The sequence below is a fragment of the Nonomuraea mesophila genome, assembly GCF_004352805.1.
Taxonomy (GTDB): domain Bacteria; phylum Actinomycetota; class Actinomycetes; order Streptosporangiales; family Streptosporangiaceae; genus Nonomuraea; species Nonomuraea longispora.
Window position 1 is genome coordinate 1 of sequence record NZ_SMLD01000066.1, and the last position, 21,880, is coordinate 21,880.

The window sequence follows — 21,880 nt, forward strand, 5'->3', positions numbered from 1 at the left end:
TCTTCCGGCCCCGCCACGTCGCGGTCCGCGCCGCCCCCCGGCGCGTCCTCACCGGTCGCGATCACCCCGGCCGCTTCGCCGCCCGCGCCACCGCGGTGCGCCGGGGATGCGGGGCCCGGCGATGTGAACGGCGACGGGTACGCCGACCTCGCCTTCGTCTGGACGGGCGCGACGGGCGAACCACTGGAGCGGGGTCAGCTCGTGGTGGTGCACGGATCGGCGCGCGGGCTCGACCCGTCCACGGCGTACGTCGCCGGCGAAGGGAGCATGACCGGCGAGGTGGTTCCGCAGCTCGCGGATCTCGACGGCGACGGTTGCGCCGACGTCGTCATCCCTGACCGTTCACTGTCGATCTTCTGGAGCGGCCGGGGCCCGGCCACCGTTCTGCCGTACGGCGGCCACTCCGGCGTGGCCGACCTCGGCGGGGACGACGCGATCGACATCCTGGCCGCCACGTCGCGCGAAGGCGACCCGGACGGCGCCCGGTTCGTCTTCCTCCACGGCCCGTTCACCAGGTCCGGCGCACCGGCCCGCGAGGTGAGCCGCCCGCTCCCCGAAGGCGAATGGCCCGGCAGGCTGGTCACCGATCCGCACGGATCCGGCGCCGTCCTGTACGGGCCCGACGACGGTGAGCAGGCCGACGCCTGGCTCCTGACCGGCGACGACTTCCGCGAGGTGGCCACCGGCAGCTCGGCCGTGTTCGGCGACTTCGACGGTGACGGACACCGCGACGTGGCCATCGGCGACAGCGGGGCGCGCAACAACGAGCCCGGCTACGAGACGGAGGCCCCGTCCGTCGAGGGCGTCATCCGCGTCCTCCACGGCCGCGACCGCGAACCACAGCTGCTCACCGGCCTGCGGGGCAGCCTGGCCTCCGGTGACCTGAACGGCGACGGCCGGGACGACCTCATCTCCGGTGAGGTCACCGGCAGGAGCGCCATCGTCACCGGCAAGGCCGAGATCCTCACCGGCTCCCCGCAAGGACTGCGCCGCCCCGGCCTGGTGACCACCCACAGCGGCCCCGACCGCACCCCGGCAGGCAAGCGCCTCAAGGAGTGGCAGCGCGGCACCGTGAAGACCTGGGCCGTCGCCGACTTCGACGGCGACGGCACGGACGAGTTGCTCCGCGTCTGGCGCGGCGGCCTGAACTTCGCCCGCTTCTGGCGGCTCGACGCCGAGGGCAGGACCCTGCAGACGTTCGACCTGGGAGGAAGAGGCGCCGGGGGACGGGACAGGGAGCTGGGCGTCCGGCAGTAAGGCGCTTCCGGTCATCGGTTCGGCTCAGCCGCATGCCGTGGGGTCGGCGGCCGTCACCGGGTTGCGACCGGCCCGCTCTGCGTCGCATGCCGGCGATGGCGTCCAGGGCGATGGCGTCCAGAACGGGTCTGTGGATGGCGGCCCCTTACTCCGGGTGCGCCGCGGCGCGAACCCGGCGGACCGCCTCCTGCACGCCCCCGTCCCAGGGTGCGCCGTGCCCCGGCAGCACCCACTTCGCCCTGATCTCCCCCAGCCGGTCGAGTGACGCCAGCGCCTGCTCACGATCGTCGGTGAACGGCGCCGGCTGCGGCCCGCGCTGACCGGTCAGCACGTGCCGGGTGGTGAGCCCGTCGCCGACGAACACCGCGTCGGCCTCGGGCACATGAACGGCGATGCTGCCCGGCGAGTGCCCGGGCAACTGCAGGATGCGGGGCGCGCCCGGCAGGTCGAGGACGTCGCCGTCGGCCACCTCCGACACCTGGGTCAGGTACGTCGTGCGCAGGCCGCCCTTGCCGGCGGCGTACCAGAGAAAGCGGGCCGTGGCGCCGAGCCTGGCACGACCCCAGCTGTTCTTGACCTTGACCTCGCCCCGGGCGCGCGCGGCGTCGGCGCTGTGGACGAAGGCCGGGACGCCGCGCTCGCGGCGGAGCCGTTCGGCGAAGCCGAGGTGATCGGTGTCGCCATGGGTGAGCACGACGCCGCGGATGTCGGCCGGGGTCCGGCCCAGGGCGGCGAGCTCGGCGGTCAGCTCCCGCCAGTGCCCGGCCAGACCGGCGTCCACGACCGTCACGCCATCGTCGGTGACGACCAGATAGACCGCCACGAGGTCGTTCCCGATGCGATGCAGGTGCCGATCAAGTCTCATGATCCGTCTCCTCCTGGATCCGCCATGATGGCTAAGATACATAGCCATCATGGCTAATGTCCATAGCTATACTGGAACCGCCCACGTACCGGCCCGAGGAGAACGCATGCCGACGCCCGACCGCACCTCCCTCGACGCCATCGTCCAAGCAGCCCGTGACATCCTCGAATCCCAGGGGCTCGCGCAACTGACCATGCAGGCGGTCGCCGGCCGGGTCGGCGTGCGCGCCCCCTCGCTCTACAAGCGGGTCCGCAACCGCGACGCCCTCGTCCGTCTCGTCAGCGAGGCCACCCTCCTCGACCTGGAGAAGCACCTCAACGCCGTCCCGGCGACCCGCGAGCCCCAAGAGAACCTGGCCGCCCTGCTCCGCGCCCTCCGCGCGTTCGCCCACGCCCGCCCGGCCGCCTACCACCTGATCTTCACGAATGTCCCGGCCCCGGCCAAACCCGACCTCGACCTCCTGACCCGCGCGGCGACCCCCCTCTTGCGGATCGCCGCCGACCTGACCGGCCCCGGCCAGACCTTGGAGGCGGCCCGCACGATCACCGCCTGGGCGCACGGCTTCATCAGCATGGAACTGGCCGACGCCTTCAATCTCGGCGGCGACGTGGACCGCGCCTACGAGTACGGCCTGACCCACCTGACGACCGCCATCACCAAGCCGACCTGATCCCGACCCTGCCGCGCATCGGCCGCTCCCGCGAGGCACCGCCGTAGGTCCGTACCCCGTGGACGTTCGCTATCCGATCCAGCCCGCAAGGGGCACGCGTGCATGGTCCATGATCGATACCCTGGAATTCATGGGCGACGGCGACGCATCTCTGCAACTGCTGGATGTAACGACCGCATTGGGCACGGCTCTTACCGCCCTGGAAGCCGTGCACGCCGCCCCTGAATATCGCGTGGTCGGCACAAGCGCCGCTCTCCTGCAAGGTGTCCATCTATCCGTCGGGGACATCGACATCTTGGCTGCCCGACGAGAGATGTGGACACGTTCGCAGCCGCCCTCTCGTCGTTTCCCTGCCTTCACGCTCCATCGTGGCTCACCGAAGCCTCGCAGTACTTCACCAACTATGAGGTGAACGGGGTCCGGGTGGGGATGAGCACCCTTGAACAAGACATGGTGTCAAATGCACTGGAATGCGCCGGTCGCGGTCCCTGGCAGCAACACAACGTGATCACATGCGGCCCTCATCGTGTTCCCGTGGTCCGTCTGGAGCTTCTAGCGTCGGCGCCAAGCCGCTCGGCACGGGTGAGCCCGACCGCGGCAGCGAGCGGCCCGCTGCCCGACCCGGCGGTTCGCCAGTGCATACGACCCGCCGCCGGAGCATCCCGCATCGTCGAGCTCGATCTCATGGTCGTCGTAGAAAGGGAGAGCTCCGCTCACCGAACGCACGCTCACCTGCACACCGTCATCGAGCTCCTTGACGCCCACCGCCCAGACGTCCGTCGCCGTACGACCGGAGGGGGCCATACGGAGCCCCGGGTCGAGCAGCTTCCGCGCTGGGTACTCGATCACAGTGGCGCGGATCCGGTCGCGGTCGCGCGCGTCCACTACCCGCAGCTCCTTCACCAGGGCGTCGACGTCATCCTCGGAAACGCCCTCGGCGTGCAGGACAGCCGGCGTGTCCTTCTCGCGCCAGACACGGCCGTGGGAGTCCGGTCCCACGACGCGGCGAATGGCGGCGGCCCGGCTGCGCCCCTCACGCCCCGTATCATCCGTGGCGTTCCGGGGGAGAGTGCGCTCATCAGCGGCTGCGTCCGCGGGGTGGCGGACCAGGGTGAGCTCCAGCCGGGCGCCTGACCGGCGGTCGCTCCACGTGAGCGTCGTTCCGGCTGTCGGGGACATCTGCCAGTACAGGCCCAGTATCATCCCTGGACGCGAGCGGGCGCAGGTCGCGCGGCACTTCTTCGGCACCGATCGTCGGCCGCGGACCGTTCTCAGCGAGTGCCTTCGCGGCCCGGATGAGCTCGCCGTCCGACAGGCCGCGCGCCCGAGCACCCCGTAGAAGACGGGTTCCGTGGCGTCGGACGGCCGACCAGCCAGGTGATCCACCGATGCGGGGTCGTTCCGCCGATCTCGGCCTCCGCCGGGCCTCATGCCGAAGGTGTAACGCCTCGTTGCGGCGGTGTCTGGCGGTCGCTTGGTGCTACGGTTGGCGGAACTTTACGCATAAGGGGACGCGTGTTCGGAATTGTCCGCCCGTGTCGGCACGTCCTGTGCAAAGGGCTCTACGCGGACTGGATGGGTCATCTGTGTGGGCTCTGCCTGGCTCTGCGTGACGAGCACGGCCATCTGTCCCGGCTGGTGACCAACTACGACGGCCTGCTCGTGTCCGTACTCACCGAGGCCCAGTCGACCGCGCCCGCTTCACGCCGCAAGGCGGGCCCGTGCGCGCTCCGCGGCTTCAAGGGCGCCGCCGTGGTGGAGTCCGCGGGAGTACGGCTGGCGGCCTCCGTGTCGCTGCTCCTGGCGGCAGGCAAGGTGAACGATCACGTGGCCGACGGGGACGGCCTGTACGCCCGCCGCCTGGTGGCCGCCGGCGCCACCCGCCTGGCGGGCCGCTGGTCCTCGGCCGGCACGGCCATGGCCGGCACGCTGGGCTTGGATCCCGCCCCGCTGACGACGGCGGCCGGCCGTCAGGCCCTCCTGGAACGCGCCCCCGCCCGGAGCGGCGCGGCACCCGGGTTGGCACAGTTGACCGGGCCCACCGAGGACGCCGTCGCCGCCGCGTTCGCGCACACGGCGGTGCTCGCGGGCAAGCCGCACAACCAGGAGGCCCTGGAGGCGGCCGGCCGCGGGTTCGGGAGGCTGGCCCATGTGATCGACGCGGTGGAGGACCTGGCCGACGACCGGGCCCGCGGCGCCTACAACCCGCTGGCCGCCACCGGCACCAGCCTGGAACAGGCGCGCCACCACTGCGACGCCGCGCACGCCGGGCTGCGCGCCGCCGTGGACGAGCTGGACCTCCCCCGCCCCGCCCTGACGCGTGCCCTGCTGGTACGGGAGACCGGCAACGCCATCTCCCGGGCCTTCAGCACCGCCGGAACGCCCGATCCCGGCCACTCGCCCGGCGATCCCGGCGCGCCGCCTGGGCAACGGCCGCCGAAGCGGGATCCCGGCGGGCTGCTGTCGCTGGCGTGCGCCGCGCTGAGCTGCTGCACGTGTGGCCTGTACCGGCCAGCGTGGGACGAGGACCGCGAAAGCTCCTGCAGTGAGCGCTTCGACTGCTCCGGCTACGAATGCTGCGGCAACTGCGGCGACTGCTGTTCCTGCTGTTCCTGCTGCTCGGGCGGGGACGGTGACGGCGGCTGCTGCTGCGACGGCTGCAGCTGCGGCTGCGACTGACCGAGACCGCGCCCGTTCCTCAGTTGCCGTCTTCGGCGTCGTCCGGGGGCGTGGCGTCAGCCGGTCCACCCCTGTGTTACTCCTGCCCCGGCCCGCAGGTGCCTGTGGACGGCCGGCTGCTCGCCAGCGAGCATCAGCAGTTCCCCCGGGGGCGCAAGGTCCGCGGCATGGAGGCGCTGAACGCTCCGGTGCCGTCTCTTTTTCGCCACATCCATAATGGCCGTACAAAAAAACCAGCACGAAGTCTCGCACTCTGCGACGGAACGCTCCACACGCCGATCAACCGAATGCATTCACGTCTTGCACATACGCCGGTACGACCACTCCCGACCGAAGGTTATGGTATCAGACGCATCCATATAGTCGCCATATCTTCGGTCACACGATGCGCGGCGATATCTCTGAAACGGCCTCGCCGCGGCGGCTGAACCCGTGATCTGCACGTTCGTGAGCAGCAGCTGATGTCATGACTTGGGCCTCTTGACTCTTGTTCGTAAACAAGGCACCTTTGTCGTGCCGCCAGGAGACGCAATAGTGCGGCGTTCGGGCCCAAGTGGACGATGCGATAAGTGTCGTTACCGTGGTGCCGGAATTTCGTATCTTCTGGTCGGCGTCCGCAGTTCTTCTAATGCGAAGGAGCTGGAATGAAGCGACTCGTGCAGCAAGCCGGTGAGCGTCTGGTCGGGATGGTGCTCCCGAAGGTTGAGGCGGGTGCTTGTGTGCCGCCCGAGTGCTGCAAGAAGGGCTACAAGTACAACTGCTACGGCAGCTGCACCTCCAAGGCGTCCGGCTGCAAATAGTCTGAACTGACCAAAGAGGCTGGCGGGACGCCACTTCCGGCGCCCCGCCAACCTCTGTCACCACCCCGGAGGCCGCCGTGCTCGACTTGTTCGCTCGTGCGCTGCTCGCCGTCGTCTTCTTCGCAGCGGTCGTGGGTAAGTTGCGTGCCCGGCAGGAGTTCGCCGAGTTCCGCGACTCGGTCGCGGCGATCGGGCCACGGTGGCTGCCCGCCGGTCCGGCCGCCGTCGCGGTCGTCGCGGGAGAGGCCGCCGCCGTGATACTGCTCACCGTCCCCGGTACGCGGCTCGTCGGCTACGCCCTCGTGACCGTGCTTCTCATCGCGTTCTGTGCCGGCATCGGCCGTGCGATCCTCGCCCGGCAGTCCGTACGGTGCCAGTGCTTCGGCGCGGGCGGCGGCCTGCTCGGCCCGCAGCACCTTGTCCGCAACGGCCTGCTGGTCGCCGTCGCCGTCGCCGGTGCCATCGCCGGTGACCTGCCCACGTCCGCACCCGTCATGCTGATCGCCCTGGTCGCCGGAGCGTTTCTCGGGCTGCTCACGACCCGCTGGGAGGACGTCGCGTTCCTCCTTGTTCCCGCCAGGAGGACCCGTTGATTCTGCTCACCACCGCCGTCGTCCTGCTCGCCGTCGTGGTCGCGATACATCTGCTGTTCACCTTCGCGCTGGTCACCAGGATCCGGCAGCTGCCGCAGCACGGCGGCGCCCCCGCCCACAACCCGCATCTGCCGAAGCCCGGCACGGTCGTCCGCCCGTTCTCGGTCATCGACACCGACGGCGCCGCGATCACGGAGGCGGACCTCGACGGCCCGGTTCACGTCGGGTTCTTCCAGGTCGGCTGCGGACCGTGCCGCATGCTGTCCGACGCGCTCGCCGCCTCTCCTCCGACGGCCCGCTTCGTGTCCTTCATGCACGATGACCCGGACGCTCCCGACGCCACCGCGCGGCTGACCGCCAAGCTCGGCACCCTCGGCAGAGTCGCGGTCATCGGCGTTGACGACCCCGTGCTGACCGCGTTCGAGGTCGTCGCGTTCCCGACCCTGCTGCACACGCACAGCGGTGTGGTGACCGCGTCCGGTACCCGGCTCAGCGACTTCACGGACGCCGTCAGCGCTCCGGTGAAGGTGACATGACCCGTTCGGCCTTTCGCGCCGGCATGTCGGCGCTCGCGCTGCCGTTCCGGTCAGCGCCCGCGGCTGCCACGACCACCCTGGCACTCACCGTGCTCGCGGGCGCCGCGCCCGCGAGCGGGGCGTGGCTGACGATGCTGCTGGTCAACGAGCTCACCTCGGGCGCGGCGGACACGGGCCGGGTGGTGTTCCTCGCCATCGCTTCGGCGATCGTCGGCGGGCTGGCCATCGCACTGCTCTATCTGACCGGCTACGTCGGCGAAGTGGTCCAGCACTGGGTCACTGTGACGGTGGAGAGCCGGCTGTTCCAGCGGGTCGCCGCCCTGCCGGGACTGCGGCACATCGAGGATCCCGCGTTCCACGACCGGCTGCGGCTCGCCGAGCAGGCGGCGCAGGAGGCGCCCACCACGGTCTCGCAGTTCGCGCAGGAGCTGGTCCGCTCAGTGGTGTTGCTCGCCAGCTTCGCGGGCGCGCTGCTGGTGGTGTGGCCACCGATGGCCCTGCTGCTGCTCGCGTCGGTGCTGGTCGCCGTGCTCGCCAGGCTGGCGACCGCGCGACGCGAGGTGGCGGCGGAGGAGGCGTGGGTGTCCACCGACCGGCGCCGCCTGTTCTACCGTGCCCTGCTCACCGATGTACGTGCCGCGAAGGAGATCCGGCTCTTCGGCCTCGGCACGCTCCTTCACACCAGGATGATCGAGTCGCTGACGGCGGTGTCGCGCGCACGGCTGTCCGTGTCACGCCGAGGCTCACTGATGCAGAGCGGCCTCGCGCTGCTCGGCGCCGCCGTGACCGGGGCGGGCACGGTCGTGGTCGCCACGAACGTCGCCACCGGCAGCTCGTCCGTCGGCAACCTGGTGCTCTTCCTCGGTGCGGTGGCCGGCGTACAGACCGGGCTGTCCACCGTGGTGCTCCAGCTCGGCGAGACCGCCCGCGCGGCGCGGCTGTTCGGCCACTATCTCGACGTGGTCGGCACCGGCGACGACCTGCCGGCCGGCACGGGTACGCCGCCTCCGTCGGCGACCATCGAGTTGCGCGACGTCTGGTTCCGGTACGGCGAGGACGGCCCGTGGGTGCTGCGCGGGGTGAACCTGACCATCCCCGCCGGCGCCGCCGTGGGACTCGTCGGTGTCAACGGCGCGGGCAAGAGCACGCTGGTGAAACTCCTGTGCCGGTTCTACGACCCGCAGCGCGGCACGATCACCTGGGACGGCGTGGACATCCGCGAGCTGGACGTCACGGCGCTGCGCGAGCGGATCGGCGTGGTGTTCCAGGAATTCATGACCTACGACCTCACCGCGGCCGAGAACATCGGCATCGGTCAGCTCCAGCACCTCGACGACCGGTCGCGGATCGTCGCGGCCGCGCGGGCGGCTCGTGCCGACGACACGGTGACGGCGCTTCCCCACGGCTATGACACCGTACTGTCCAGGACGCACACGGACGACGGTGAGCGTTCCGGTGTGACGCTCTCCGGCGGGCAGTGGCAGCGGGTGGCCCTGGCCCGCTGCCTGATGCGCACCGACGCCGAGTTGATCGTCCTCGACGAGCCGACCTCAGGGCTGGACGCCGAGGGTGAGCACCGTGTGCACAGCACTTTGCGCCGCCACACGGAGGGCCGTACCCGGCTGCTGATCTCCCATCGGATGTCCGTGCTGCGCGACGCGGAACTGATCGTCACGCTGGTCGGCGGCCGGATCGCCGAGCAGGGCAGTCACGACGAGCTGATGGACGCGGGCGGCGAGTACGCCCGGCTGTTCCGGCTCCAGGCCGGCGGCTACCAGGATGTGAGGGTGCGGTGATCGGGTGGTTCAGGGTGGTCGTGCGGGGCAACAGCATGTCGCCCACCTTGTGGGACGGCCAGCGCCTGCTCGCGCGGCGGATACGCCGGGACCCGCGGCGGGGCGAGGTGATCGTGTTCCGGGTGGCGGACGAGCAGCCGCCGCACCGGATCAAGCGGGTCGCCGCGGTCGCCGGCGACCCGCTGCCGGACTGGCTCGTCCCGGCGCCGCCGGACGTGTCGCACGTGCCGGCCGGGTATGTCGCGGTGGCCGGGGACAACGCTCGCTCACAGGACTCCCGCCACATGGGCCTGATCGACTGCCGCGACATCCTCGCCACCGTGCGCTGTGCGCCGTCCCGGTCGAACGGTTGAGTGCGGAGATCTTGTCCCTGGCCGGCTCATGAGGACCACCGAACTTCACATCTCGTGTCGGGGCCGGCCTTCTCGCGAAGCCCTCAGGTGTCCGCCTTGACCCACTTCGTACGCCTCGCGGAGCCAGCCAGCGAATTGCTCGTCAAGCTCGGCGACATCAGAGATCCGGAAGGCATGAACGTACAGCCGCTTCGTGTACGGAGACACGCTGGTGATGCGGGCGTCGTCGCTGATCGTGCGCTGGATGTCGAAGTATCCTCGCAGCCCTCGCGCGACCGGCTTCGCTCCGGCGAATCCCCGACGTGTCCCTTTGACGGTGATCATGCCCTTGGACACCGCATACGTGAAGGGTCCGCATGCCTCAACCAGCCTGATGAATTCGTGATAGAGCGCTACCGACGTGTCGGGCTTGCCTTCGAGGTGATCGTCGATCGTCCATGTCTTCTGGTCCATGGCCAGAAAGTAGCCGATCGGGGCGGTTGCCAGGATGGCACGTACGAAGATCATTGCCCGGCAGGCCTTGGGCGGAACCTGCCCCTGAACGTACGGACGTCCGCGGCGTCGCCGGCCAGGTGACGAGTCCAGTCGATGGCGTCCTCGAGCGTCGGCCGCGGGCTCTTGTAGGCGTTGTCGAACGACCAGAACAGCTTGCGTTCCCGAAGTGGTTCCTCCGCGAGCTCGGCGATCGCCAGCGACGCCGGCAACACCCCGCCGGACCGGAGCGAGTCCCACTGCGGGCGTTGCAGCTTCAGCTGCCGCAGCGCTGTCAACTCGCGCACGACGCTGAGGTCCGCCGCGGGAGCGTCGGTCAGGTCGAGCGCCCACAGCAGTCTGCACGACAGCAACGGCCGCAGATCGACAGGTTTCTCGGTGTGGAGCGCGACCTTCCGCAGCGTCGGATGAGCCTCCAGCCCCGCCAGGTCGATCGCCACCAGGTCGAGGTCGAGCACCTCGACCGGCGCTTCCAGCAGCGGTGAGAGGTCGGCGCCCGGGCAGTTCTTCGTCGTGACCCGCCACAACGCGGGCGCGCGACGCACCGGCCCGAAGTCGACCCACGGGGCGTTGGAGACCGTCAGTTCGCGGATCTCCGGACGTATGCCGCGCACCGGAGCCGCGTCCATGCCGGTCACCGAGAGCGTACAGGTGTGGTCGTAGTCGCGTTCGTACTGCGCCACCTCGCCCGCGTTGATCCACAGCCCTTCGCCATCACGCTCGAACGAGCCGGACGCCAACGCCTCCACGTGCTCGCGCAGCAAGGCGGTCACGGAGTCGGCGACATAGACCGGTCCCGCGCCGTGGGAGCGCCCGATCAGTATCACCTGGCCGGGGCGGCCGCGCGGGCCAGGTGCCATGTCGACGGCGAGGTAGTTGCCGAACATGTCGGTGGCGAACGGAATCCACGCCGGGTGGTCGGCCACTCGCCGGATCCGCAGCGCAGGCCCGTACTCCTTGACGAACGGCTGGTGCACGTAGCGCCGCCAGCCCTGGGTGACCCACCAGCGTCGCGCGGGATCACAGAGCTCCGCCAGCATCTCCAGCCCGAACCAGCCGTAGCCGTGCAGCAGCCCACGCCCGCCGTCACCGTCGACGGCCGCGTACAGCGCGCGGAGATCCCGCGGCAACGCCACGCCCGCCTCGTCCAGCAGCTTCTGACGATCAGACTCAGGAAGGGGAGGCGGCAGCTCGATCGGCGAGCCGGCATCGAGCACCTCCTCGAGCCGGCGTATGAACGAACCGAGCAGTGCGACCGCCTGGTCGGGGTGGCCGGCCTCGGACACGTCCGGGCCGGGATGCGGCTCGCCGGAGGCGGGCGGCGTGGACTCCGGATCCAGGACATACCGGAATCCCCGGCGTTCCGACTCCGACCGGTCGAGTCGCTCGCTCAGGACCGCCCGGAAGCGGCCGCGGGACTCGACCTCCAGCTCGACCGTGAGATGATCGCCGGCCCCCAGCAACGTGTGCAGCTCCCGCAGGCCTCCGAACACGTCGATCTCGTTCGAGCCGTACTCATCGAGTTCAGCAGGCTCGAACAGGAAGCCACGATGTCCGGCACTGTCCTGCCCGGTGGCATAGCCGTGCAGCACCGCGCGCTTCCAGCCACGCGGCGCACCGGCCGCGATGTCACCGGCCATCGCCCTCAGCACGGCCGTGACCGCGCCTTGCCCTTGGTTGCTCATGGACAGGCGAGACTCAGCCGCGGTTGCCCAGAAGTGCGAGCGCGAGCTTGTGCTGGTCCTGTGACGGCGGCCGGGTCCACGTGCAGCCCCGCATGCCCTGGTCGAGCATTCGCGCCATCACCACGGACAGGACGTCCTTGGGCTCGGCCCCCTGCATGTACGGCCTGGCCTCGCGGTACTCGTCGGCCACGCGCTCGAAGCAGAACATCAGCGTGTTGACGTACTTGCTCTTCTCCGCTTCCGCCCGCTCGAACGCCGCGACGTAGTCGGGGTCCTCCGGCCGCATGACCTCCTTCATGACGTCCAGCCGGTTGTTGAGCGGCGCCGGGTCACCCGCGATCGCGTGCGCGTCGTCGTACATCCGGCTGACGTGCTCGGGTGCCTGGGCGAGCACGCCCATCGTGGCGTAACCCTTGTCCTCGTCGGCGTAGCCTCCGGCGAACTCGTGGTCGACACCTTGCGCGTGCATCGCGGACATCACGGCGTCGGTGAAGGCGTACTTGTCCATCCCGTCGAGCTCTTCGACGCCCTCGCCCATCCACTCGTCGTTGTAGTAGAGGACGCCATCACCCTCGGACTGAGTGGCCCGGTTGATCAGTTCGTGGACGGCGCGGGCAGGGTCCTGCATCGCGGCCGGTCCCATCGCGGCGAACTGCTCGGTCATCGAGAACAGCGAGATGAGCATCATCGGGCTGTAGACCCGCAGGATTCCCTCCTCGCGGCTCGGGTAACAACCGCCCTCGTTGTCGTCGAACGCCTCAAGGCCGGCCATGAACGCTTTCTCCTGCTCTGGCGTCAGCGTGAGCTCCCACGGCCACTTCTGCTCAGTGTGGAACTTGTAGAAGTCCGCGCCCTTCAACGGGTCGCGAATCTTGAAGAACCACAGAGCGAACCCGGCAACGGCGAGCACAAGTACGCCGAGCGCGACAAACGCAACCACCACGTGTGAGCACCTCCCAGTGCGACTCGCTAAATCTTCTGATCCTGGTTTCGAGCCGGCACGAGCGGGCGAGGCGCCTCGTCGGTAAGGCAGGTCAATGCATGGACGCCGCCGATTGATCTCGTACAGGGCGCAGCCGGATGTGAAACCCTACCAGGGTAATGATCATGCAGGGTCGGCAAGTGACGCGCCACCGCATGTCGCCCGCGCCCCGATCGGCGATCGGTCACGTCGCAGGTCTGTCGTACCCTGCTGCGACACTTCGAGGATGCTGAACGTCGACCTTCTGCGACCGTTGCTGCGGGCCGCCTGGGGACCTGACACCTGCGATACGGAGAGCCGTGCGGAGTGGCGGCCTGACAACCCGGCAAGGGGCCAGTGCGGGACGACGGCGCTGGTCGTGCAGGACCTGCTCGGAGGCGACCTGATTCTTGCCGAGGTTCACGTCGACGGGGTCAAGGTCTGTCACCACTATTGGAATCGGCTGCCCGACGGCACCGAGGTGGACCTCACCTCCGAGCAGTTCCTACCCGGCGAGGTCGTTGTCGGTGGCCGCGTACAACACCGGCCACCCGATGCGCCTCGCCGGTGCCGCGAAGAGTACGAGCTGCTCCGACAGCGCGTGCTCGCCGCCCTGCCACGATTCGGCTGAAGGCCCGGGCAGTGTGCACGAAGCGGGATGGACGGTCCCCGAGTTCGTCTGGAGCAACCGTCTCCACTCACCGAGGGCGGATGCTACACCTGTAGCGGAATGCTGCTACAACTGTAGCATGGAGGAGATCACCAGGCTCGGCAGGTGCACGTTGTGCGAGGCGATGTGCGGCCTGCGTATCACCACCTCCGGCGACCGGGTCGTCGACATCCGGGGCGATGAGGACGACGTCCTGTCGGCCGGGCACCTCTGCCCCAAGGCGCTCGCCCTGGCCGACCTGCGGGAGGACCCCGACCGGTTGCGCGCCCCCGTGCGGCGGACCGCGGACGGCTGGCGGGAGATCTCGTGGGAGGAGGCGTTCGACCTGGTCGCGGACGGGCTCGCGCGGCTCCGGCGGCGGCACGGCGCGGACTCGGTCGCGCTCTACCTGGGCAACCCCGTCACGCACAGCCTGGGCGCGATGACGCACGCGCCGGCGTTCGCGAGCCTGCTCGGCACGCGCAACCGGTTCTCGGCAAGCTCGGTGGACCAGCTTCCGCATCAGCTGGTGGCGCGGCTGCTCTACGGCAACCAGTGGCTGCTGCCGATCCCCGACCTCGACCGCACCGACTATTTTCTCGTCTTCGGCGCGAACCCGGCCGTGTCCAACGGCAGCCTGATGTCGGCGCCGGGCATAGGGCGCAGGATCCGGGCGCTGCTGGCGCGCGGGGGCACGATGGTGCTGTTCGACCCGCGCAGGACCGAGACGGCCAGGCTCGGCGGCGAGCACCACTTCGTCCGGCCAGGCACCGACGCGGCGCTGATCCTTGGCATGGTACGGGTCATCCTGGAGGAGGGCCTGGCGAGGCCGGCCACATACGTCGACGGCCTCGACGAGGTCCGCGATGTCCTCACGCCCTTCACCCCCGAACGGGTGGAGGCCGTCTGCGGGGTCGAGCCCGGCACCGTCCGCCGGGTGGCCAGAGGGTTCGCCACCGCCCGGTCCGCCGCCTGTTACGGCCGGATGGGGGTGTCCACGCAGCGGTTCGGCACGCTGTGCCAGTGGGGCGTGCAGTTGCTGAACATCGTCACGGGCAACCTCGACCGGCCGGGCGGCACGTTGTTCACCCGGCCGGCCGTCGATCCGATCAGGACCAGGCAGATCGACCCGGGCCGTCAGGGCCGGTGGCGCAGCCGGGTGCGCGCCCTGCCCGAGTTCGGTGGCGAACTGCCCGTCGCGGTGCTCACCGAGGAGATCCGCACGCCGGGGCCCGGCCAGGTACGCGGCCTGCTCACGGTGGCGGGCAACCCGGTGCTGTCCACACCCGGCGGGCCCGCGCTGGACGAGGCCCTGGCCGGGCTGGACTTCATGGCCAGCGTCGACTTCTACGTCAACGAGACCACGCGGCACGCCGACGTGATCCTGCCGCCGACCGAACCCCTCGAACGCGACCACTACGACCTGATCTTCCACCTGCTCGCCGTCCGCGACACCGCCCGGTACGTGCCGGCCGTCTTCCCGCGACAGCCCGGCGCCCGCCACGAATGGGAGATCTTCCGCGAGCTGGGCCGCAGGTACGAGCGGCTGATCCGGTCCCGGCCGTGGCGGGCCGCTCTCATGCTGCGGATGCGGCCGGAGCACATCGTGGACCTGGGCCTGCGTACCGGCCCCTACCGTCTGTCCCTGGCCAGGCTGCGCCGCCACCCGCACGGGCTGGACCTGGGCCCGCTGCGGCCCAGCCTGCCCCGACGGCTGCAGACGCCGCGCAAACGCGTGCCGGCCGCTCCCCCGCCCCTGATCGCGGCCGTACGAGCGGCCGCCGCCGAACTCTTGGAGCCGCCAGGCGGCCTGCTGCTGATCGGCCGCCGGCACCTGCGGAGCAACAACTCCTGGATGCACAACTCCGCCCGGCTGGTGAAGGGCAAGCCACGCCACCACCTGCTGATGCACCCCGCGGACATGGCCGCACGCGAACTGGCCGACGGCGACCTCGTCACCGTGACCTCACCCACGGGCGAACTGACCGTCCAGATCGGCACCGGCCACGACCTCATGCCCGGCACGGTCAGCCTGCCGCACGGCTACGGTCACGACCTGCCCGGCGTACGGCTGCCGGTCGCCCGCCAGGTGCCCGGCGCCAACGTCAACGCCCTCACCGACCCGGCCCATCTCGACCAGGTCAGCGGCACGGCGGTGCTCAACGGGGTGCCGGTCACCGTGGAGCGGCACCGATGAGAACCCGCGCGCAACGAGCGGCCGACGCCGCCATCGACGTCATCGCCGAACACGGCATGCGCGCCCTGACCCATCGTGCCGCCGACGCCCGGGCCGCACTGCCGCCAGGAAGCACCAGCAGCTGTTTCCGCACCCGGCACGCGCTGCTCGACGCGGTGCTCAGGCGCATGCTGGAACTCGACGAAGCCTCGCTCACCCGGTTGCCGCCCAGCGCGTGGAGCAGCAGAGAACAGGTCGCCGCCACTCTGACCGGCCTGCTCGAACACTGGCTCGGCCCGGCCAGGACCCGCACCCGCGCCAGAATGGAGCTCTACCTCGACGCCACCGCCGGCGCCCTGCTCCGCACCGAACTCGACGCCGCCGCCGAACGCTTCCTCCACATGGCCACCGACGGCCTGCGCGCGGCAGGGGTGCCGGACCCCGGGAACGCGGCACGCATGCTGGTGGCACAGCTCGACGGCGTGCTGTTCGCCGCCCTCGCCCGCCCCTCCCCCGCCACGAAGGGCGGCACGGAGGGCGGCACGTGGCTACGCTACGCCGCCGAGACGATCGTCCGCGGCATCCCACCGGCCACCCACGAACAGGAGCCCGGCCGCGAATGAGGCCACCGCAGGACGTCCGGACGCCGGGAGGAGACCGCCGGCCATGGACCTCCACCTGCGCGCGTCGGCCCGTTGACAGGCGTCTCCACCCGCCGGTTCGAGACGCCCAGCCTCGGCCGATTCGGCCCCCGGCCATCTCGCAAAGCCTGGGCGGTCAAGCCGACCCCACGAAGGCTGAACCGCAGGAGACCTGCAACTACCTGGTGTGGTGGCCCAACGGAATCAACGTCCACGCCGAGAAGGACAGAGGCTCCGACATCATTGGCAAAGTTGCGGGCGCACAAGCCCTCGTTCCGCGTGATTCGGGGTTCCTAGAGGCCGGTACGGCTTGAACGTGCTGGTCGGCGGCTGGGGCCGGGACTAGCCAGCGGAAATCGCCTAGAGACGCGTTTTTGATGATTCGGCTGTACCGAGCTGGGCTGTGTGTCTATGGTCCAGAGCTGTGTACGCGACGACGAAGCGGGAGAACAAGTCCGGGACCGTCCGGTACCTGCATCTGGCCCACAACGAGTGGGATCCGATCAAGGGCCGTGCGGTCCCGAAGGTGCTGTTCACCTTCGGCCGCGAGGACGAGCTCGATCGCGAGGCGGTCCGGCGGCTGGTCGCGTCTCTGTCGCGGCTGCTGGAACCGGGCGAGGCCCTGGCCGCCACGGCCGCCGCCGACCTGGAGTTCACCTGTTCAGTGCCGTTCGGCGGCACCTACGTCCTCGATCAGCTGTGGCATCGGCTGAAGATCGACCAGATCATGGCCCGGGTCGGCCAGCCCAAGCGTGGCCGCCGCCTGAACATGACCACCACCGAGCGGGTGCTGTTCGGGCTGGTCGCGAACCGGGCGCTGGCACCGTCCTCGAAGCTGGCCGCCGCGGACTGGATCATCCATGACGTCCACATCGACGGCCTGCCCGGCACTGATGACGACACGTGCTACCGAGCGATGGACTGGCTGCACGACGTGACCGGCGATCTGGAGAAGCAGGCGTTCGACGAGGTCGCCAACCTGCTCAATCTTGAGGTCGACCTGCTCTTCTTCGATTATCCGGCTAATCGATCTTCAGAGTTCGCGCTGGTTGCGTAGTACGAGGCGTCAGCGGGCGCGTTCTGTTCTTCTGAGCCTGCGTAGGTGTTCTTCGTGTCGGCGGACGTCGGCCGCGACGGCTTCCAGTGCTTGTCGAAGCTGGTCGATCTGAGTAGCCAGTCCGGTGAGGGTGAGCGTCTGTCCGTCGGGGTCGCGGTGTTGCTCAATGAGCTGGCGCAGGTCGCGGCGCCGATAGAGAGTGGCGCGGCTGAGGCCAGCAGGCGTTCACACGGATGGATGCACGCTTACTCAGCACTCATGGGACCGCGGGATGGAACTCGCCGGCCGCCAGCTGCTGACCGAAGCGACCGGCATCGCCGTCTTCTTCGCGGCACCCGAACTCTCCGCGCAACGCGCCGACACCGCCACGCTCCTGGCCGACGCCGAAGGCCGCGACTGGGGAGAAGAAGCCGCCCGCCACCGGCGACTGCTCGAGCGGCTCGACCAGCACATGACCCAAACTGAGGCGTCATGACCAACCAGCCCGACGACCTGCCCGCCGCCGTCCGCGACGCCTGCACCGGCCTCATCCGCGCAGACGAGCCAGGGCGGAAATGACCGTCGTGGTGTGGCGCAGGGGGATCCCGCGCCGTGACAGCAGTCGGTGACACTCAGGAGCTCGAAGTGCTCGTCGGCTTCAGGGCTGACGGCCGGTGAAACACAAAAATGCGGTCTGTGCGTCAGCTCCCGCGGGTGCCGGAATACTGGCGTCGAAGGCGCCGGTGGCCAGCAGCGCCTGGTAGTGGGGGATGAGCGCTTGGTGGGTGCGGGTCACGGCGTCGGTGTCGAGGGTCTCATCACCCCCGGTGGCACGGGCCAGGTCCCAGGTGTGGCCGAGCAGTTCCAGCGCGCCGATCATGTCGGCGGCCTGTTCCACCGGGACCGGGCCGAGTGGGCCGAAGGGCAGGGTCCGGGCGGCAAGGGCGGGGTCGCGGAGCGTGGCGAGCATGTCGTCGCGGCAGGCGGTGAAGGCGGCGACCAGGTCTGCGCCTGGCTCCACAGCAGGGGCGTCGCCCATGGGGGAGATGAGCACGCCGTGTGCGGGAGTGGGCGGGGTATTACGGACGGCGGCGAGGATGCCGCGGTGTCCGTTGATGACATGGGCGACCACGTCCCGGGCCGTCCACCCTCGACATGGGCTCTTGGCATCCCACCGTTCCTCGGGGGTGGCGCGGATGCAGGCCAGGAAGGCGTCGGCGAGAAGGGCGTAGCGGTCGGCAGTATCGGACATGTGAATGGTTCCTGTCGTGAAGGAAGGGTCACAGGGAAATCAGGAAGGTCAGCGCTCCGAAAGGCGGGTCAGGGCCTCGTTCAGGCGCCGTATGGTGTGGGTGCGCCAGCCGCCGCCCATGATGTTGCGGGCGCGCTGTTGCAGGGGGTTGTCCGGGTCAAAGCCTTCGTGCAGGAGGAACAGGCGGGTGCCGCGACCCTCGGGTTGCAGGGTCCAGGTGATGGTCCAGTTCACAAGGCCGGCGCTGCCGGGGTTGGCGTCGCGCCAGCCGACGCGAAGCATGCGCATCGGCTCAAAAGCGAGTACTTCGGCTTCGACGGTGCCGGAGAAACCGGTCCCCGGCATGGGCCGGGCACACATGGTGTAACGGTGACCGATCTGTAGGCGGAAGTCGCCGGGCATCAACCATTGCGCGATCGGTCTGGCTCGGTGAGCGCCCGCCACACCTTGGCTGGCGGGTGGGCCAGGAAATGATCGACGCGTACGGCGGTCAGGTCGTCATCGGTCACGGCTCATCGTCGTCCAGAGTGTCGAGCACGTCGGACAGGCTGCGCAACCTGTCGCGCCAGAACCGCTCGAACGGTGTCAGCCACTCCTGCACCTCGTACAACGCGGCCCCTTCCAGCCGGTACAGCCGCTGCCGGCCTGACCTGCTCTCGCTGACCAGCCCGGCCTCCCGCAGCACCCGAAGGTGCTCCGAGAAGCTCGGGCGTGCCATGTCGAAGTGGCGGGCGAGATCGGTCACGGGCTGCGGACCGCCCTCACCCAGCAGGCGCAGCACCATGCGCCGTACCGGGCTGGCCAGTGCGGCGAAGACCTGATCCTCGCGAACCTCGGCGGCGGGCACGGCCGTTCAGGCTCCCGCCGGCGGTTTGGCGGCGAGCACGAAGCGGTTGCCGTCCGGGTCAGCGAGGGTGGCCAGGCGGCCCCAGGGCTGGTCGGTGGGGCCTTCGACCGCGGCGCCTGCCTTGACCAGCGCGGCGCAGTCGGCATCCAGGTCAGCTGTCTCCAGGATGATGCCGGTCGAACTGCCGGGGGTGAACCCCTGCTCGGCGGTGGCGAGCGTGAAGCTGGTCTGCGCTCCGGACGGGGCGACCTGGAGCCAGCGGACCGGGCCCATCTGCTGGTCGACGACCACCTGGAAGCCGAGGGTGGAGAGGTAGAAGTCCTTCGCGCGGTCCTGATCGGAGACGGGCACGGTAACGACCTTGGCGTGCGTGATGTGCATGCCCTGCACTATATATAGGAGATTTCCTACCTGTCACATCGATCATTGATCCTCCGTACGATCCCGAGGTCGCCGACTCGGGTGCTCGCCCCTGATGCCTCGATTCGAACTGGAGCGTGACTCCTGATCGCAGGCCGTGCGCGATGGGGGCGAGGTCTGGCGGGTGGGGGTCGACCGGGACCGAGCGAATGCCTGAGTCGATACCGGGCCTGGAGCCCTCTGCCAAGGCAGTGCGCCTCGGTCCCTCTCGATCATCACCCGCCTTCATCCCCCTTTTCGACAAGATCGTGGCGTGAGCCAGCCGCAGGAGACACCGCTCGTATTCACCGGGGCCATCGAACCCTTGCGCAGCGGGCACCAATGTCGATCATGGTGTGGGCGATGTTGGCGCGCGCGAGGACGTACGGAGCACGCAGCCGCTAGACGAAAATTCTAGGCGGGCGGCGAGTTGCAGCGCGCGCCGGGCAGGATGACCGCTGACCCCCCGCGTGGGACTTGCCTTCGCTTTACGCTTCTTCGCCACGGCACCCGATCCTACGGGTGTCCATGAGCCAGGAAGGGCTCGTTCGCGCGGCGCGGGCGGCTGAGACCGAACGCCGCGCCATACTCTGAACGCTATGCAAGAGGAGTTGCGAGCGTTCACCGAGTGGGTGGGCGAAGGCCGGAAGCTGACCCAGACCGGGAAACTGACGCTGTCGGACGCGCGGACGCTGGTGGCGCTGCTGAAGACCGGCGACGAGATCGACCCGAAGATCGGCGACCGGGTGTTCCGGACGAAGAGCAGCACCGAACTGCCCGGAATGAACCTGATCGTGGAATGGGCCAAAGCGACCGGGCTGGTTAGGGTGATCAAGGGACGGCTGCTGCCGGTGAAGAAGGCGGCGCCACTGCTGAACGACCCGAAGCGGTTGTGGGAGGCGTCGTTCACGGCGTTGGGGAAGATGAGCCAGGCGTTCTTCCCCAAGAACTACTGGTACTCGTCCCTGGTCGGCGAGGAGTTCGCGCTCATCTGGCCGGCGCTGCAGCGTAGGTTGTACGGCGGACCAGTGCCCGTCGCGGATCTGCGGGAGCTGGCCTGGCAGATCGCATCGCCGCACTACGAGATGCGCGACCCGCAAGCGCAACGGCGAATGGCCGATCAGGACATCGATCGGCTGCTGACCGTCCTGGCGCGGCTGGGCGTGGTGGAGCTCACGGAAGAGACGGCGACCCTGACCCCGGCCGCGGTGACCACCGTACGGCGCAGCCTGGGCGAGGCCGCACCAGGAGAGCCGATCTACCAGATCCGGGTGACGCTCCAGGAGAGCGCGGACCCGGTGATCTGGCGGCGCCTGCTCGTCTCACCCGGGATCACCCTCGCCAGGCTGCACCACATCCTGGTCACGGCGATGGGCTGGGAGAACAGCCACCTCCACCTGTTCACGGTGGGCGGCGTCCTGTACGGCCAGGCGTCACCCGAATGGGAGCTGGACGTCCGGGACGAGAAGAAGACCCGGTTGCAGGAGGTGCTCACACAGGCCGGCGCGGCCATGGAGTATGAGTACGACCTGGGCGACAGCTGGCGACATGACATCGTGCTGGAGGAGATCCTCACCGCGGAGGAAGGAGTCCGTTACCCGGTGCTGGTGGACGGGGCGGGCGCCTGCCCGCCAGAGGACGTCGGCGGCATCGGAGGCTACGAACACTTCCGACGGGCGCTGGCCGATTCCGGACACGACGAGCACGATGAATATGTCCAATGGGCCGGTCTGGACAGCGCGCAGGAATTCGACCCCGCCCGGTTCGCGCTTGAAGCCATCCGAAGGGCGTTGACGTCGGCCGGGTGATCCCTCTCCCCTTCTGCCGGCAGCCATGGGGGGCGCCGCGGCGTTCAAGGCCGACGACGCCATGGCCTCTGGCGTCGGGAGGACACAAGCGGTAAATGGGTGACCTGCTTCCGATCATGACGGCTCGGCGGTGACAAGTCACTGGCGTTGCGAGTCCCCAACGAGATCCAGCGCGCTCTTCGACGCGACGGTAGACAATGCGCCAATTGCCGCAGACCTCGGCAAGAGTCGCAACTTCTTTTCCTCTTGCCGCCAACCAACACATAGGCATTATTTGCTCTAATACAGCTCGTAACTGGGTCTGCCCCATGTACACCTGTCGTCAACTCTTCGATGTGAGGATCTGGCTCTCCGGATATTGACGTGCTGACAAGCAGAGTTCACC

The 21,880-nt window shown here is 69.4% G+C and carries 22 protein-coding genes and 1 pseudogene; 14 read left to right on the forward strand and 9 right to left on the reverse strand.

Annotated features, from left to right (window positions below; all coding sequences use genetic code 11):
* Positions 1-1,257: FG-GAP repeat domain-containing protein (locus E1295_RS24015; protein ID WP_132632863.1), on the forward strand; the 1,257-nt coding region annotated here is incomplete at its 5' end.
* A 145-nt stretch (positions 1,258-1,402) separates the two neighbouring features.
* Here the strand turns inward: E1295_RS24015 and E1295_RS24020 are convergent.
* Positions 1,403-2,122: an MBL fold metallo-hydrolase gene (locus E1295_RS24020; protein WP_132632865.1), complete on the reverse strand. Its 720-nt coding sequence runs from the start codon at positions 2,120-2,122 to the stop codon at positions 1,403-1,405.
* Between the two features lie 106 nt (positions 2,123-2,228).
* On the opposite strand from E1295_RS24020, the gene E1295_RS24025 reads away from it, so the two are divergent.
* On the forward strand, positions 2,229-2,792 hold the full coding sequence (locus E1295_RS24025; RefSeq protein WP_132632867.1) for a TetR/AcrR family transcriptional regulator: 564 nt from the start codon (positions 2,229-2,231) through the stop codon (positions 2,790-2,792).
* A gap of 552 nt (positions 2,793-3,344) precedes the next feature.
* Here the strand turns inward: E1295_RS24025 and E1295_RS24030 are convergent.
* The gene (locus E1295_RS24030) at positions 3,345-3,995 is read right to left on the reverse strand and encodes a hypothetical protein (protein WP_132632869.1); all 651 of its coding nucleotides are present in this window, start codon (positions 3,993-3,995) and stop codon (positions 3,345-3,347) included.
* 312 nt (positions 3,996-4,307) lie between these two features.
* Here E1295_RS24030 and E1295_RS24035 point away from each other — a divergent pair, with 312 nt between their 5' ends.
* From E1295_RS24035 to E1295_RS24055, 6 genes are all read left to right on the forward strand, one after another.
* Positions 4,308-5,471 (forward strand): DUF5685 family protein, encoded by a 1,164-nt coding sequence (locus E1295_RS24035; protein WP_132632871.1) that lies wholly within the window; start codon positions 4,308-4,310, stop codon positions 5,469-5,471.
* Between the two features lie 644 nt (positions 5,472-6,115).
* Positions 6,116-6,271 carry a hypothetical protein gene (locus E1295_RS48920; protein ID WP_166427381.1) on the forward strand — a complete coding sequence of 52 codons (156 nt, stop codon included), beginning with the start codon at positions 6,116-6,118 and terminating at the stop codon, positions 6,269-6,271.
* A 77-nt stretch (positions 6,272-6,348) separates the two neighbouring features.
* Complete coding sequence (locus E1295_RS24040) at positions 6,349-6,864, forward strand: MauE/DoxX family redox-associated membrane protein (protein ID WP_132632873.1); 516 nt, start codon at positions 6,349-6,351, stop codon at positions 6,862-6,864.
* A complete protein-coding gene (locus E1295_RS24045; RefSeq protein ID WP_132632875.1) occupies positions 6,861-7,400 on the forward strand; it encodes a TlpA family protein disulfide reductase in 540 nt (179 codons plus the stop codon). The genes E1295_RS24040 and E1295_RS24045 overlap by 4 nt, the downstream gene beginning before the upstream one ends.
* On the forward strand, positions 7,397-9,196 hold the full coding sequence (locus tag E1295_RS24050) for an ABC transporter ATP-binding protein (RefSeq protein WP_220448852.1): 1,800 nt from the start codon (positions 7,397-7,399) through the stop codon (positions 9,194-9,196). The genes E1295_RS24045 and E1295_RS24050 overlap by 4 nt, the downstream gene beginning before the upstream one ends.
* Positions 9,193-9,549, forward strand: coding sequence for a S26 family signal peptidase (locus E1295_RS24055; protein ID WP_220448853.1), 357 nt, complete (start codon positions 9,193-9,195; stop codon positions 9,547-9,549). Before E1295_RS24050 ends, E1295_RS24055 begins: the two co-directional genes overlap by 4 nt.
* A 45-nt stretch (positions 9,550-9,594) precedes the next feature.
* On the opposite strand, the gene E1295_RS24060 is transcribed toward E1295_RS24055, so the two are convergent.
* From E1295_RS24060 to E1295_RS24070, 3 genes are read right to left on the reverse strand one after another with little or no spacing between them, the layout of a single operon-like run.
* Complete coding sequence (locus tag E1295_RS24060; protein WP_220448854.1) at positions 9,595-10,056, reverse strand: DUF5655 domain-containing protein; 462 nt, start codon at positions 10,054-10,056, stop codon at positions 9,595-9,597.
* Entirely contained in the window at positions 10,053-11,726 is a 1,674-nt protein-coding gene (locus E1295_RS24065) for an SMI1/KNR4 family protein (protein WP_132632877.1), read from the reverse strand. The genes E1295_RS24060 and E1295_RS24065 overlap by 4 nt, the downstream gene beginning before the upstream one ends.
* Before the next feature lie 13 nt (positions 11,727-11,739).
* Positions 11,740-12,669: a hypothetical protein gene (locus E1295_RS24070; protein WP_132632879.1), complete on the reverse strand. Its 930-nt coding sequence runs from the start codon at positions 12,667-12,669 to the stop codon at positions 11,740-11,742.
* Positions 12,670-12,934: 265 nt separating this feature from the next.
* Between E1295_RS24070 and E1295_RS24075 the strand changes: the two genes are divergently transcribed.
* The 5 genes and pseudogenes from E1295_RS24075 to E1295_RS24095 all read left to right on the forward strand — a co-directional run bounded on the left by E1295_RS24075 (position 12,935) and on the right by E1295_RS24095 (position 17,685).
* Entirely contained in the window at positions 12,935-13,318 is a 384-nt protein-coding gene (locus E1295_RS24075) for a YunG family protein (protein ID WP_132632881.1), read from the forward strand.
* Positions 13,319-13,436: 118 nt separating this feature from the next.
* A complete protein-coding gene (locus tag E1295_RS24080; RefSeq protein WP_132632883.1) occupies positions 13,437-15,533 on the forward strand; it encodes a molybdopterin-dependent oxidoreductase in 2,097 nt (698 codons plus the stop codon).
* Positions 15,530-16,135, forward strand: coding sequence for a TetR/AcrR family transcriptional regulator (locus tag E1295_RS24085; protein WP_132632885.1), 606 nt, complete (start codon positions 15,530-15,532; stop codon positions 16,133-16,135). The genes E1295_RS24080 and E1295_RS24085 overlap by 4 nt, the downstream gene beginning before the upstream one ends.
* Before the next feature lie 442 nt (positions 16,136-16,577).
* A pseudogene (locus tag E1295_RS24090) lies at positions 16,578-17,168 on the forward strand (IS1634 family transposase); the annotation flags it as partial.
* A gap of 313 nt (positions 17,169-17,481) precedes the next feature.
* Positions 17,482-17,685: a hypothetical protein gene (locus E1295_RS24095; RefSeq protein WP_166427382.1), complete on the forward strand. Its 204-nt coding sequence runs from the start codon at positions 17,482-17,484 to the stop codon at positions 17,683-17,685.
* 162 nt (positions 17,686-17,847) lie between these two features.
* On the opposite strand, the gene E1295_RS24100 is transcribed toward E1295_RS24095, so the two are convergent.
* The 4 genes from E1295_RS24100 to E1295_RS24115 all read right to left on the reverse strand — a co-directional run bounded on the left by E1295_RS24100 (position 17,848) and on the right by E1295_RS24115 (position 19,669).
* Entirely contained in the window at positions 17,848-18,441 is a 594-nt protein-coding gene (locus tag E1295_RS24100; RefSeq protein WP_132632889.1) for a TIGR03086 family metal-binding protein, read from the reverse strand.
* A gap of 48 nt (positions 18,442-18,489) precedes the next feature.
* On the reverse strand, positions 18,490-18,843 hold the full coding sequence (locus E1295_RS24105) for an SRPBCC family protein (RefSeq protein ID WP_220448856.1): 354 nt from the start codon (positions 18,841-18,843) through the stop codon (positions 18,490-18,492).
* A gap of 103 nt (positions 18,844-18,946) precedes the next feature.
* Positions 18,947-19,288, reverse strand: coding sequence for an ArsR/SmtB family transcription factor (locus tag E1295_RS24110; protein ID WP_132632891.1), 342 nt, complete (start codon positions 19,286-19,288; stop codon positions 18,947-18,949).
* 6 nt (positions 19,289-19,294) lie between these two features.
* Complete coding sequence (locus E1295_RS24115) at positions 19,295-19,669, reverse strand: VOC family protein (RefSeq protein ID WP_132632893.1); 375 nt, start codon at positions 19,667-19,669, stop codon at positions 19,295-19,297.
* Between the two features lie 617 nt (positions 19,670-20,286).
* Between E1295_RS24115 and E1295_RS24120 the strand changes: the two genes are divergently transcribed.
* Positions 20,287-21,495 (forward strand): plasmid pRiA4b ORF-3 family protein, encoded by a 1,209-nt coding sequence (locus E1295_RS24120; protein ID WP_132632895.1) that lies wholly within the window; start codon positions 20,287-20,289, stop codon positions 21,493-21,495.
* Positions 21,496-21,880: the final 385 nt, after the last annotated feature.